At 59.5% G+C, this 12695-nt stretch carries 12 protein-coding genes and 1 tRNA gene; 8 read left to right on the top strand and 5 right to left on the bottom strand.

Annotated elements, in window-relative coordinates:
* The first annotated feature begins 54 nt into the window (after positions 1–54).
* Positions 55–131: transfer RNA gene (locus G5253_RS20135), tRNA-Pro, on the top strand.
* A gap of 258 nt (positions 132–389) precedes the next feature.
* Here G5253_RS20135 and G5253_RS20130 read toward each other — a convergent pair.
* The gene (locus tag G5253_RS20130; RefSeq protein WP_005342628.1) at positions 390–917 is read right to left on the bottom strand and encodes a hypothetical protein; all 528 of its coding nucleotides are present in this window, start codon (positions 915–917) and stop codon (positions 390–392) included.
* Positions 918–1041: 124 nt separating this feature from the next.
* Complete coding sequence (locus G5253_RS20125; RefSeq protein WP_005355465.1) at positions 1042–1506, bottom strand: thioesterase family protein; 465 nt, start codon at positions 1504–1506, stop codon at positions 1042–1044.
* 133 nt (positions 1507–1639) lie between these two features.
* Here G5253_RS20125 and recQ point away from each other — a divergent pair, with 133 nt between their 5' ends.
* The gene (recQ, locus tag G5253_RS20120) at positions 1640–3475 is read left to right on the top strand and encodes an ATP-dependent DNA helicase RecQ (protein WP_042081697.1); all 1836 of its coding nucleotides are present in this window, start codon (positions 1640–1642) and stop codon (positions 3473–3475) included.
* Positions 3476–3542: 67 nt separating this feature from the next.
* Here the strand turns inward: recQ and G5253_RS20115 are convergent, their stop codons facing one another.
* Positions 3543–3845: a c-type cytochrome gene (locus G5253_RS20115; protein WP_005340687.1), complete on the bottom strand. Its 303-nt coding sequence runs from the start codon at positions 3843–3845 to the stop codon at positions 3543–3545.
* A 105-nt stretch (positions 3846–3950) separates the two neighbouring features.
* Here G5253_RS20115 and G5253_RS20110 point away from each other — a divergent pair, with 105 nt between their 5' ends.
* The 3 genes from G5253_RS20110 (at position 3951) to G5253_RS20100 (ending at position 6510) form a co-directional block, all read left to right on the top strand.
* Positions 3951–5378, top strand: a complete 1428-nt coding sequence (locus tag G5253_RS20110; RefSeq protein ID WP_266134963.1) for a protein adenylyltransferase SelO — start codon at positions 3951–3953, stop codon at positions 5376–5378.
* Positions 5379–5388: 10 nt separating this feature from the next.
* Positions 5389–5676, top strand: a complete 288-nt coding sequence (locus G5253_RS20105) for a DUF3630 family protein (protein ID WP_150997886.1) — start codon at positions 5389–5391, stop codon at positions 5674–5676.
* A 159-nt stretch (positions 5677–5835) separates the two neighbouring features.
* Complete coding sequence (locus G5253_RS20100) at positions 5836–6510, top strand: 7-cyano-7-deazaguanine/7-aminomethyl-7-deazaguanine transporter (protein ID WP_005340680.1); 675 nt, start codon at positions 5836–5838, stop codon at positions 6508–6510.
* Between the two features lie 268 nt (positions 6511–6778).
* Here the strand turns inward: G5253_RS20100 and rraA are convergent, their stop codons facing one another.
* Positions 6779–7264 carry a ribonuclease E activity regulator RraA gene (gene rraA, locus G5253_RS20095; protein ID WP_005340678.1) on the bottom strand — a complete coding sequence of 162 codons (486 nt, stop codon included), beginning with the start codon at positions 7262–7264 and terminating at the stop codon, positions 6779–6781.
* 146 nt (positions 7265–7410) lie between these two features.
* On the opposite strand from rraA, the gene G5253_RS20090 reads away from it, so the two are divergent.
* Together G5253_RS20090 and G5253_RS20085 are read left to right on the top strand one after the other, a co-directional pair.
* Complete coding sequence (locus G5253_RS20090; protein WP_204482144.1) at positions 7411–9264, top strand: methyl-accepting chemotaxis protein; 1854 nt, start codon at positions 7411–7413, stop codon at positions 9262–9264.
* A gap of 122 nt (positions 9265–9386) precedes the next feature.
* The gene (locus G5253_RS20085; protein ID WP_021230765.1) at positions 9387–10037 is read left to right on the top strand and encodes a chromophore lyase CpcT/CpeT; all 651 of its coding nucleotides are present in this window, start codon (positions 9387–9389) and stop codon (positions 10035–10037) included.
* Between the two features lie 100 nt (positions 10038–10137).
* Here G5253_RS20085 and rpmE read toward each other — a convergent pair whose 3' ends face one another.
* Positions 10138–10353, bottom strand: coding sequence for a 50S ribosomal protein L31 (gene rpmE / locus G5253_RS20080; protein WP_005340673.1), 216 nt, complete (start codon positions 10351–10353; stop codon positions 10138–10140).
* 147 nt (positions 10354–10500) lie between these two features.
* Between rpmE and priA the strand changes: the two genes are divergently transcribed.
* Positions 10501–12695, top strand: a 2195-nt coding sequence (gene priA / locus G5253_RS20075; protein WP_421204130.1) for a primosomal protein N', incomplete at its 3' end; no start/stop codon positions are given.

The raw sequence follows: 12695 nt of genomic DNA, 5'->3' as shown, positions 1-12695 counted from the left end.
AAAAAAGGCTTGTGTCGGATCGGGGCTTTCGGTAAATTCCCGTCCCGCAGACATCGGTGTGTAGCGCAGCTTGGTAGCGCACTTCGTTCGGGACGAAGGGGTCGGAGGTTCGAATCCTCTCACACCGACCAAATTTGAAAAGGCCGCTCAATAGAGCGGCCTTTTTGCATTTATCCTTCCTGTTTTCCCGATTTTCTTTAGCTGCTGACCTGTTACCTGGCCAAGTGACCTGACCTGCTGTATGCAGGGGCGAAGCAAGCCCACAGACATTAAAAGGGCCACCGCTCGGTGGCCCATCGGTGGAGTCTGATCCTGACTCCGGCACTCTAGATTGTGGCAATCTCGCTATGGGTCTTGTCTATGGTGCCCTCCTTGCGCGCTAGGCGTTTTCAGATATGCCAGTGCTGATGCCGCAAAGCCTTCAAGCTGTGTTGAGGTTGCAAGGCCGCGTGCTTGGGGTACTCACAAATGAAATGTTCGATTCCCTCCATCAGTTGTTCACGTAGTGACATCACGGGCTCATGCCAGGCTTGCAGGCATAAATGGCCGGGGATCAACTGCTCCTGATAATCTTCCAGCAGCTGTTCTGGCCAGGGTTCAATACCGGAATTGCGTTGCAGCAAATAGTGGGCGGCGGGTTCACGGGCATAAATGAACTGAATTTGGGCCAGATCGCGTTGGCATAGCGTTTGACTGTTGATGTGACAGGTCAAATATTTTCCCGTTTTCAGATCCAGAAAGTGACCGCGTTGCCGACAGGGAACGATGCGATACCAAGGCAGGGGTGAGGAGAGAGAATACCCCTCAAGCTCCTGTTCCAACCAGTGGCGACACTCGGGTGTCTGCACCTCGTCGAGCATGGACTCGAGCTGTGTCAACAAGGCTCTGGATGGTTTGATGGCCAGTTTCGCACTCATCGCCTGCAATCCTCCCTCTGCACACAATCCCGACTATCAGTATGGACCTTGTTCGGCCAGAGGGGGTAAGGAATCTAATGATTAAAAGTGGATTAGCCGCGTGGTTTTTATGCACTAACTTGGTTCAACCCACCAGATAGGTACCGGTGCCGAAGGCGATGTGGGTGCCCTCTTCGTTGTGCAGCTCCATCCGGGCGACGGCCACCTTGCTGCCGGCCCGGATGATGTGGGCGGTGGCGATAAACTCGTTGCCGCGCCCCGGGCGCAGGTAATCTACCCGCAGATCTATGGTGCCGAGGCGAGCGAAGCGCTCCTTGAGATAACTGGGGGAGAACTCCTCCAGCTCGTCGATGCAGGATGCGGCGACGATCATGCCGCCCGCTACATCGAGCAGCGTGGCGGTGACGCCGCCGTGCAGGATGTTGTGGAAAGGGTTGCCGATCAGCTTCTCGTCCATCTTGATGCGCAGTTCCACCTTGTCGAAGTCGTAGTGGGTCACCTGCATGCCGATCAGTTTGTTGAACGGCATCTTCTCGGCAAACAGGTTGGCAATGCCACTGAGCGCCATCTTCTTGAGCATCTGTTTCATTCTCTGATCCCAATCCTTGTCATCAAAGCCGAGTAAAAACTCCAGCCAGTCTGCAACAGTTCCTTAACAGTCGCAATGGCAGGTTTATTGTGGGCGGCGGCTGCTTTAGAATGGCGACCCCAAAGGAGAGCCCATGACCGCGATTGCCGAAACCCTGCCAGATCCTCAGCCAGAGAGTCCGCTTGCCCTGCTGCAGGCGGTCTTCGGCTATCAGCAGTTTCGGCCGGGTCAGCTCGAAATCATCGAGCAGATCGTCGCGGGGCGCGATGCGCTGGTGCTCAAGCCCACTGGCGGCGGCAAGTCGCTCTGCTACCAGATCCCGGCACTGCTGCGGCCCGGGCTCGGTGTGGTGGTCTCTCCCCTAATTTCGCTGATGAAGGATCAGGTCGACAGCCTGCGTGCCAACGGTGTGGCGGCGGTCTACATCAACTCGGCCCTCAGTCGGGAGGAGATGATCCAGAACTTCGCCGCCATGCGCCGCGGTGAGATCAAGCTGGTCTATGTCTCCCCCGAGCGACTGTTGCAGCACGAGTTTATGGATCGGCTGGCCGAGCTGCCGCTTGGGCTGTTCGCCATCGACGAGGCGCACTGCGTCTCCCAGTGGGGCCACGATTTCCGGCCTGAGTATGCGGCGCTGGGGCGACTCAAGCAGTGGTTCCCGCAGGTGCCGGTGGTGGCGCTAACTGCGACTGCCGACGAGGCGACCCGCAGCGACATGCTGCACCGCCTCGAGCTGAACGATCCCTTCATCCACACTGCAAGCTTCGACCGCCCCAATATCCGTTACAGCCTGGTGGAGAAATTCAAGGCAGCCGAACAGCTGCTGCGCTACGTGCAGAGCCAGAAGGGCAACTGCGGCATCGTCTACTGCTCCAGCCGCAACCGGGTGGAGGAGGTGGCCGAGCGGCTATCCCGCCACGGCTGCAAGGCCGCGCCCTATCATGCGGGGCTGCCGCTCGAGCAGCGCCAGCAGACTCAGGATGCCTTCCTCAAGGATGACATCGAGATAGTGGTGGCGACGGTGGCGTTCGGTATGGGTATCGACAAGCCCAACGTACGCTTCGTGGTGCACTACGACATCCCGAAGAACATCGAATCCTATTATCAGGAGACCGGTCGCGCCGGGCGTGATGGCACCCCCGCCGAGGCGCTGCTGCTCTACGATCCCGCTGATATCGGTCGGGTGCGCCGCCTGCTCGACAACATCGAGAACCCGCAGCAGCTGCAGGTGGAGCAGTACAAGCTCAACGTGATGGCAGCCTTTGCCGAGGCGCAAACCTGCCGCCGTCAGGTGCTGCTCAACTATTTCGGCGAGTACAACGACAAGCCCTGTGGCAACTGCGATATCTGTCTCGATCCGCCCAAGAGCTATGACGGCACCGAAGATGCCCAGAAGGCGCTCTCCTGCGTCTGGCGGGTGGGGCAGAATTTCGGGGTGGGTTATGTAGTGGAAGTGCTGCGCGGGTCGCTGAACCAGCGCATCAAGGATCACGGCCACGACAAGCTCTCGACCTACGGCATCGGCAAGGATCAGAGCCACGAATACTGGATGAGCGTGATCCGCCAGCTGATCCACAAGGGACTGCTGACCCAGAACATCACCCGCAATCTGGTGCTGCAGCTGACCGAAGCGGCCCGCCCCGTGCTGCGTGGAGAGGTAAAGCTGGAGCTGGCGGTGCCCCGCCTGCAGCCTATCTCCAGCCGCAAGGAGAAGCGCAATGGCCTGCTCGACAACGCCAACTACGACAAGCGGTTGTTCAAGGAGCTGCGTGGCCTGCGCAAGCAGATTGCCGAGGACGAAGAGGTGCCCCCCTACGTGGTGTTCAACGATGCGACCCTGGTGGAGATGGCTCAACTGATGCCGATGACCGAAGACGAGATGCTGGCAATCAACGGTGTCGGGCACCGCAAGCTGGAACGCTTTGGCGAAGCCTTTATGGACCTGATCATCGACTACTGCCGTCGTTAGGGTCGATTAGGCTGCCTAATCGACCAGGGTAAGCGCGGCTCGGAAGAACCTGGGGTCAGACGCGAGGTTATTTCAGGCTGGCGTAGAAGGCGGCTAAATTGTCGATATCCGCATCGGTCAGCGGTGCCATGAAGGGGTCCATCAAGGGCTCTTTGCGGGTGCCATCCTTGAACGCTTTCAACTGTTTCACCAGATAGGCGGCATTCTGACCCGCCAGATGGGGATAGTTGGGGATCATCGCCTTGCCTTCCACCCCGTGACAGGCAGCACAGACCGCCGCCTTGGCCTTGCCTGCCTCGATATCTGCAGCCTTGGCCTGATGACCCCACGCCAGTGCCAGCAAGGGCAGGGCATATACCCATTTTTGCATCTTCTTCTCCTTGAATTGAAAAATGATGGTTGCCAGTTAGCGCAAGCATGGCTGACGGCAGTATAAAGAGTGACACGAGCATACGCAGGGACGAATGGCACAACCATGAAGTTGATCAACACTTTTGCGACCGAGTTGCCCTGGGCCTGTGAACCCGTGGCCCCCCAGCCGCTGCAGCAACCCCGGTTGCTTCATCTCAACCGGGCTTTGCTGGATGAGTTGGGGCTGGGAGGCGTCAGCGAGGCTGACTGGATCGCCTGTTGTGGCGAGGGAAAAGTGCTGCCCGGTATGCAGCCGGTAGCGCAGGTCTATGCCGGTCATCAGTTTGGGGGTTATAGCCCGCGGCTTGGGGATGGTCGCGCGCTGCTGCTGGGTGAGCAGCTGGCGCCGGATGGCCAGCGCTGGGATCTCCACCTGAAGGGGGCAGGGAAGACGCCGTTCTCCCGTTTTGGTGACGGTCGCGCCGTGCTGCGCTCCAGCATCCGTGAGTATCTCGCCTCCGAAGCGCTCCATGCTCTCGGCATCCCGACCGCGCGGGCGCTGGTATTGGTGGGCAGTCAGGAGCCTGTTTATCGCGAGCAGGTGGAGACCGGGGCGACTGTGCTGCGCACCGCCCCCAGCCATCTGCGCTTCGGCCATATCGAGTATTTCGCCTGGAGCGGGCAGGGGGAGAAGATCCCGCATCTCATCGACTATCTGCTGCGCCACCACTTCCCCGAGCTGGAGAGTGGCGCCGAACTGTTTGCCGAAGTGGTGCGCCGCACCGCGCGGTTGATTGCCAAATGGCAGGCTGCGGGCTTCTGTCACGGGGTGATGAATACCGACAACATGTCGCTGCTCGGCCTGACGCTGGATTATGGCCCCTACGGCTTTATCGATGCCTACGTGCCCGATTTTGTCTGCAATCACTCGGATCCGGCGGGTCGTTACGCACTGGATCAGCAGCCCGCGGTCGGTTATTGGAATCTGCAAAAACTGGCGCAGGCGCTGGCTGGCCATGTAAACGGTGATGCGCTGGCAGCGGCGTTGGCCCAGTATGAGCAGCAGCTGATGCTGCACTACTCCGAGCTGATGCGGGCCAAGCTCGGACTGGCAGTGTGGGAGGAGGATGACCCTGCTCTGTTCCGCGAGCTGTTCCGGTTGCTGGCGGCCCACAAGGTGGATTATCACCTGTTCCTTCGACGTCTCGGTGATGTGACGCAAGAGGGGGCGTGGCCTGCGTCTCTGCTGGCCCTGTTGTCTGAACCTGGTGTTTGGCAGGAGTGGCTGGAACGCTATCGGGCGCGGCTAATGCGCGAAGGCAGCGAGGATGCTGTGCGTAAGGCGCAGATGGATGCCATCAACCCCAAGTATGTGCTGCGCAATGCGCTGGCCCAGCAGGTGATCGACGCCGCCGACGTAGGGGATATGCAGCCGTTTGAGCGGCTGTTCGCCGCCTTGCAGCACCCCTATGATGAACAACCCGAATATGAGGATCTCGCCACCCCGACTCCGGCATGGTATTGCGGTGGTGAGCTATCCTGCAGTAGCTGAGAGACAGGGAATGAGTTGGCAAATCAAACAGGTAGATAACGAAGCTGGCGTGGTGACGCTGGATTGTCCAGCGCTCGACTGGGACTCGTTTCCGCTGTTAGCGCAGGCCTTGCTGCGAGAGTGGGAGTTGCAGCCGCTCGAGCAGGATGCGGGGGCCGACCGCCATAGCTGGTTGCTGGAGTTTGAAGAGAGTCAGTTTCGGCTGGAGTATGAACACTACAGCGGCTGCTGGCTGGAGGCGGTGCGCCCGGTGGATCGGGAGGCGCTGCTCTGGCTCGCCAGACAGCACAAGGCGTGAATATCGACCACAAGGCCAGCTCTACCACTTGCCAACCTGGATGAGCCTAATCGCATAAAGATTGAACTATCGGTTTTGGGGCGTATAATCTCGCCCCTCGATTATCGCCAATGGTGGCGATATGGGTTCCCTAACCCCATTAACCAAAAAGGTCACAAGATGAATCTGACCCCTGCGCAGTACCAAACGGCGCTCGTTCGCCTGTCGTTGTTCCACATCCTGATCATTGCCAGCAGCAACTATCTGGTGCAGCTGCCGATCACCGTGTTTGGCTTCCACACTACCTGGGGTGCGTTCAGCTTCCCGTTTATCTTCCTCGCCACTGACCTGACGGTGCGGATCTTCGGTGCCGGTCTGGCGCGCAAGATTATCCAGACCGTGATGTTGCCAGCACTGGCGGTCTCCTATGCGCTCTCCGTGCTCTTCTTCGAAGGGAGCTTCCAGGGTGTTGGTCATCTGGCCGAATTCAACCTGTTCGTGGCGCGTATCGCACTGGCCAGCTTTATGGCCTATCTGGTAGGGCAGTTCATGGATGTGGTGGTGTTCAACCGCCTGCGTCTGCTCAAGCAGTGGTGGATTGCGCCAGCGGCCTCCACCCTGTTTGGTAATCTGGTCGATACCATCGCTTTCTTCAGTGTGGCCTTCTGGCGCACCACAGATCCTTTCATGGCAGAGCACTGGGTCGAGATCGCAACCGTCGATTACGTATTCAAGTTGCTGATAAGCCTTGGTTTGTTCGTGCCGCTCTACGGTGTCTTGCTGCGCTACCTCAGCCGCAAGCTGGTGGGCGAGGCCGGATTATCCAGCCTGCAAACGGCCACCCGGCAAGCCTGACCAGATTGACCACCCTTCGCGGTGGTCAATTTTTTGCACTTTCTGCAAATAGCGCTTGCCTAGTTAAATGAGAATGATTATTGTTAACTTGTTTTCCGGGAAAGACTTCATTCGTTCCAACGTGATGGACTTCTTGTGAAGGCACGACATTGCTCACATTGCTTCCAGTTAAGGGCCAGTTTATCTGGCCCTCTTTTTTGTCATTTTTCAGCAAGTTGCAGGCATAAAAAACGGGAGCCAAGGCTCCCGTCGTCACTCTGTCTGTGGCTTACTCGATATCGAGTGCCTCGGGAGAGAGGATCACCCCTGTGGTATCGGCGTAGAGGTGGTCGTCAGGCAGGAAGGTCACGCCACCGAAGTTGACCGGCAGATCGGTCTCCCCTACATCCTTGCTGTCGGCACCGACCGGAATGGCTGCCAGTGCCTGAATACCGATATCCAGATCTTCCAGAATATCGACTTCGCGGACGCAGCCGTAGCAGACAATCCCTTCCCAATCATTCTCGGCCGCCGTGGTGGCGATGTCGCTGTCGATCAGAGCGCGGCGCATGGAGCCACCGCCATCGATCAGCAAGACGCGTCCCAGTCCGTTCTCTTTGACGAGTTCACGGATAAGACCATTCGATTCGAAGCATTTGACGGTGGTGATGACGCCGCCGAAAGAGGCGCGGCCGCCGAAGGAGCAGAGCATGGGTTCAAGCACATCCACCATGTCCTGATAGATGTCGCACAGTTCAGAAGTATTGTATTCCATAGTGTCAAATCCACGGCTGGAAACAGGTGCAACCAGTATAAGGAGTGGGTGTGGCATTTCAATGAATATTCCTTGCACAGATCACCTGTCGCCGCTTTTCTGCATAAGCTCAATGCAGTTCACTGCCAGTTTGCGAGAGGTCCATCGTGCTTATCCGTCATAAGTTGATCCTGAATACCGTGCTGGTTGCCGTTGCCATGCTGGTACTGAGCGGCCTGTTTATCTACTCCAGCCAGGTGCACCGTCATCTGACCGAAGCCCAGCGTAATATCGACCAGCTGGAGATCGCCATGCTCAACCTGCGGCGGGCCGAGAAGGATTTTCTGATCCGCAAGGATATGACCTTCGTCGAGCGCTTCAATCAGGGGCTGTCTGACTTTCACCAGCACAATCGGGAGCTGGTGACCGATGACAATCTGGCGGCTGTCGAGGGGGAGCTGACCAGACTGGATCAGCAGATCAGTGGCTATGGCAAAGCCTTCAACGATCTGGTGGCCCAGCAGCAGAAGATTGGTCTGGGGCCGGAGGAGGGGCTCTATGGCAAGCTGAGGGCGGCGGTGCATGAGGTGGAGAATGGGCTCAAGCAGCTGGATCAGCAGGGGTTGCTCATCACCATGTTGCAGCTGAGGCGGGCGGAGAAAGACTTCATGCTTCGCTCCGATATCCAGTATCTGGAGCGTTTCGAGACCTTGCACAAGAGTTTTCAGGATAGCCTTGCCACCTTGCCGGAGGCGGATCGCGGCAAGCTGGAGCAGGCCAGCAAGCAGTACCGGCAGGACTTTGTGGCGCTGGTGCAGGGGATGCAGGTACTGGGGCTGAAAGAGGATGAGGGGCTGCGCAACCAGATGCGGGATCTGGTGCATCAGACCGAACAGGGGTTTGCCGCCGTCGATCAGCACATTGTCGCTGAGCTGGAGCGGCAGAGCGCTCGCCTCAACAGCCTGATGCTGGTCTGTGGCGGGGTGATTGTGGTGCTGATCGGCATCATGAGCGTGTTGCTGGGGCGCAGCATCGACCGTCCCATTACTCAGGTGAATGATACCGTCAACCGCATTCGCCAGGATAATGACCTGCGCCTGAAGATAGAGCTGCGCGGGGCAGATGAAATGGCCCAGCTGGCAGGCAATCTCGACGTGATGCTGGGCGGGTTTCGCAACCTGATTGGCGATGTGAAGCAGAGCGTGCACACCCTGACCGAAGCGGCGGATCACCTCTCGGCCAACGTCAAGCGCACCAGTGAAGGGGCCGCGCGCCAGCTGCAGGAAACCGACATGGTGGCGACCGCGTCCACCGAGATGGGCTCCACCATCGAAGAGATCGCCCGCAACACCGAGCAGGCGGCCAACAATGCACAGGCGACCAACAACAAGGCGATGGAGGGGCGGACTGCGGTCGAGAACACAGTCGAGCAGATCCGCTCGCTGGCGGGCAATCTGGAGAGTTCATCCCGCGAGGTAAGCCAGCTGCAAAAAGAGAGCGAGACCATCGGCTCCGTGCTTGACGTGATCCGCGGCATTGCCGAGCAGACCAACCTGCTGGCCCTCAACGCGGCCATTGAAGCAGCCAGGGCAGGGGATCAGGGGCGCGGCTTTGCGGTGGTGGCCGATGAGGTGCGCAATCTGGCCATCCGTACCCAGAAATCGACCCAGGAGATCGCCGGCATCATCAGCTCGCTGCAGAAACAGACCGGCAGCATCGTCGAGGTAATGGCGACCTGCCGCGAGCAGGGCAACCGCAGCTCGGATCAGGCCAGTACCGCAGGGGAGTTGCTGGGACAGATCACTCAGGATGTTACCAACATCATGGACATGAGCACCCAGATTGCCGCCGCCATCGAACAGCAGAGTCTGGTGGCCAACGAGGTGAACCGCAACGTCAACAACATCCGCGACATCGCCCAGGAGTCGAGCATCATGGCGGAGGAAAATGCGAGATCCAGCGAGGGCCTCAACGAGCAGGCCCAGCTGCTCAACAAGGCTGTGGCAAAATATCGGGTTTAGTGAGCGGACTGGCATCCTTGTGAGGTTTTTGCACCAGAGTGGCAATGATTTGATCGTAATGGCTGTTATTGGGGAAATTCGCTCATATAATCGCCGCCACTATGATGATTCGGAAGGATTCGATGGCAAAGTTGCTGGTGGCCGTATTCGGGCTGCTCTGTTCCTGTCTGGTGTTGGCAGGTTCGGCGCCTCAGGCTACCCCACTCAAGCCCGGTATGGAACCGCTGCTCAGCTGGTTCAACGGGGCCTTTACGAGCCGGGAGCAGGCCAGTTACGACAGCCGCTTTACCAGTGCCGAGCTGCGCCTGATGGAGATTTGGCCCGGCTATCAGGGCTATCGCTGGGTCTATGCCGAGCAGTATCTGAGCATGCGCTCCGTCCGTCCTTTCCGCCAGCGCATCTATCGCTTCTCACCTGCCCCTGACGGGCGGATCCTGATGGCCGAACTGACCATGCCCCGTGCCACCGATTTTGCCGGTGCCTGGCATGATCCCGCCCTGCTCGACAGTCTGACCCCGCAGCAGCTCTCCTTGCGCCACGGATGCGAGATCTGGTTGACCCGTACCCCCTCCGGCGAATATGCCGGTCACACCCGGGTGGGCCACTGCTCCACCGATTTTGGTGGTGCCACGACGCTGGTGCAGCATATTTGGATTGGCCCCGACAGCGTCAGACTGCTGGATCGCGCCTATGACAACGCAGGGAGCCCGCGCTGGGGTAGCCCGGGTGAGGGGTATGTCTATTTGCGTCGTTCCAAAGGGTTTGGCCAGTAGGGGAGAGTGCGTCTGGCTGCGGGAACATGAAGGATGAAAAACAGGGATCGTAAAAAAGGCGCCCATTGGGCGCCTTTTTCAGAATTCTTCAGAAGTAAAATTACTTCTTGGTGGTCATCGCACCGAAACGCTTGTTGAACTTGTCTACGCGGCCGCCGCTAGAAACTTCTTTCTGCTTGCCGGTGTAGAACGGGTGGCACTCGGAGCACACGTCCAGGTTCAGATCTTTACCGATGGTAGAGAAAGTGTTGATGACGTTACCGCAAGAGCACTTGGCGGTGATGGCTACGTAGTCAGGATGGATACCAGCTTTCATGGACAACCTCAATTAATAGGCCGTGTCGCCATCCGATCTCTTGTCGGACACCACACGATTGTTGAACACAGTTTCAAAGGCTGCGAATAATATAGGAAATGCCTGAGATCAGGCAAGTGGCTTCGCAGAAAAAATAGGCAACCCCTGGTGAATTCTTCCCAAACGCTGGATCTGGTTCGTGTCGCTGTCCCGGTACCGTTACGCCGTCACTTCGACTATCTCTCTCCCCTGCCGTTACCTGCCCCCGGTTGCCGGGTCGAGATTCCTTTCGGTCCCCAGACCCTGGTCGGGCTGGTGGTGGATCATCCGGCCGACAGCCAGGTGCCCCGCAACAAGCTCAAGCCCATCAAACGGGTATTGGACACGGCTCCGGTGCTGGGGCCGGATATTCTGGCGCTGATGAACTGGAGCGCCAGCTACTACCAGCATCCGCTGGGGGAAGTGCTGCCCCACGCCCTGCCGGTGTTGGTGCGCAAGGGGGAGCCAGCCGCCTATCGGGAGCTGGAGTTCTGGTTTGCCACCGAGGCGGGCATGGCCATCGACCTTAACGAGCTCAAGCGGGCGGCCAAGCAGCAGCAAGCGCTCGCCCTGCTGCGCAAAGGGCCGCAGACCCCCTCCGCTCTCAAGCAGGAGGAGATCCAGAGCGCAGCTCTCACCGCGCTGGAGAAGAAGGGGCTGCTGGAGAAGCGTTCGCTGGAGCCGAGCCACGACGGCGACTGGGCTGCCCGCTTTGAGCCGGGGGAGGGTCTACGCCTCAACGGCGAGCAGGCGCTGGCCGTCTCTGCCGTTACCAGCCAGAGCGACAAGTTTGGTGCCTTCCTGCTGGATGGCATCACCGGCTCCGGCAAAACCGAGGTGTATTTAAGCATCCTCGAGCCCTTGCTCAAGGCGGGCAAACAGGCGCTGGTGATGGTGCCGGAGATCGGCCTCACCCCGCAGACCATCAACCGCTTTCGCCGCCGCTTCAACGTGCCGGTGGTGGCGATGAACTCCGCCATGAACGACAGGGAGCGGCTCGATGCCTGGCTCGCCTGCCGCGACGGCGGCGCCGCCATCCTGATCGGCACCCGCTCCGCGGTGTTCACCCCGTTTCACAACCTCGGCATCATCATCATTGACGAAGAGCACGACGGCTCTTTCAAGCAGCAGGACGGTTTTCGCTACCACGCGCGGGATCTGGCGGTGATGCGGGCTCATCGTGCCGGTATCCCCATCCTGCTTGGCTCTGCTACCCCGTCGCTGGAGACGCTGCACAACGCCCGCACCGGTAAGTATCACCATCTCACCCTGACTCGCCGTGCCGGTAACGCCCAGACCGCCCGTCAGGTGATCCTGGATATCAAGAACGTGCGGTTGCAGGCCGGGCTCTCGCCCCAGCTGGAGCAGCTGATGGCGGAGCATCTGGCAGCGGGCAATCAGGTGATGCTGTTTCTCAACCGCCGTGGCTATGCCCCGGCTCTGATTTGCCACCAGTGCGGCTGGAGCGCCGCCTGTGAGCGTTGCGATGCCTGGTACACCTGGCATCAGGCCGGACGACGGCTGCACTGCCATCATTGCGACAGCGTGCGCCCCTTGCCCCACCACTGCCCCGAATGTGGCAGCAACGAGCTGATCGGATCGGGAGTGGGCACCGAACAGCTGGAACAGCTGCTCACCACGGTTTTCCCACAATATCCGGTGGTGCGCATCGATCGGGACAACACCCGTCGCAAGGGGGAGCTGGAGACCCATCTCGGCGACATCAAGGCGGGCAAGTACAAGATCCTGATCGGCACCCAGATGCTGGCCAAGGGCCACCACTTCCCGGATGTGACGCTGGTGGGTCTGCTGGATGTGGATGGTGCCCTGTTCAGCGCCGATTTTCGCGCCGCCGAGAAACTGGCCCAGCTCTACACCCAGGTGGCGGGCCGCGCCGGTCGCGCCAGCAAACCCGGGTTGGTAGTGCTGCAGAGCCACCATCCGGAGCACGCCCTGCTGCAGGATCTGACCCAGAATGGCTACGGCCACTTCGCCGATACGGCGTTGAAAGAGCGCCGCCTGCTGGGGCTGCCACCCTTCAGCTATCAGGGGCTGTTCCGCGCCGAGGCCAATGGCCGTGACGAGGTGCAGCTGTTCCTCGCCCGCCTCGCCGATACCCTGCGCAGCGCCCGCTATCCCCACGTTCAGGTGCTGGGGCCCATCAGCGGCTTTATGGAGCGCAAGGCTGGCAAGTTCCGCATGCAGTTGCTGGTGCAGGGGCCGAACCGGGCACCGCTGGCCCAACTGCTGGATTGGGCGGTTAAGGAGCTGGAAGGCTGGCCTGAGACCAAAAGGGTGCGCTGGAGTCTGGATATCGACCCCAC

The sequence above is a fragment of the Aeromonas sp. 602658 genome, assembly GCF_049173005.1.
GTDB classification, from domain to species: Bacteria; Pseudomonadota; Gammaproteobacteria; order Enterobacterales; family Aeromonadaceae; genus Aeromonas; species Aeromonas veronii_A.
The sequence above is the reverse complement of the archived record's forward strand: the minus strand, read 5'-3'. Positions and strand labels throughout refer to the sequence as shown.

What these genes read in the sequence shown, in the direction of transcription:
- rpmE (WP_005340673.1), bottom strand. Translation starts at nt 10,353, where the DNA reads ATGAAAGCTGGTATCCATCCTGACTACGTAGCCATCACCGCCAAGTGC.
- G5253_RS20085 (WP_021230765.1), top strand. Translation starts at nt 9,387, where the DNA reads ATGGCAAAGTTGCTGGTGGCCGTATTCGGGCTGCTCTGTTCCTGTCTG.
- recQ (WP_042081697.1), top strand. Translation starts at nt 1,640, where the DNA reads ATGACCGCGATTGCCGAAACCCTGCCAGATCCTCAGCCAGAGAGTCCG.
- G5253_RS20100 (WP_005340680.1), top strand. Translation starts at nt 5,836, where the DNA reads ATGAATCTGACCCCTGCGCAGTACCAAACGGCGCTCGTTCGCCTGTCG.
- G5253_RS20130 (WP_005342628.1), bottom strand. Translation starts at nt 917, where the DNA reads ATGAGTGCGAAACTGGCCATCAAACCATCCAGAGCCTTGTTGACACAG.
- rraA (WP_005340678.1), bottom strand. Translation starts at nt 7,264, where the DNA reads ATGGAATACAATACTTCTGAACTGTGCGACATCTATCAGGACATGGTG.
- G5253_RS20125 (WP_005355465.1), bottom strand. Translation starts at nt 1,506, where the DNA reads ATGAAACAGATGCTCAAGAAGATGGCGCTCAGTGGCATTGCCAACCTG.
- G5253_RS20110 (WP_266134963.1), top strand. Translation starts at nt 3,951, where the DNA reads ATGAAGTTGATCAACACTTTTGCGACCGAGTTGCCCTGGGCCTGTGAA.
- G5253_RS20105 (WP_150997886.1), top strand. Translation starts at nt 5,389, where the DNA reads ATGAGTTGGCAAATCAAACAGGTAGATAACGAAGCTGGCGTGGTGACG.
- G5253_RS20115 (WP_005340687.1), bottom strand. Translation starts at nt 3,845, where the DNA reads ATGCAAAAATGGGTATATGCCCTGCCCTTGCTGGCACTGGCGTGGGGT.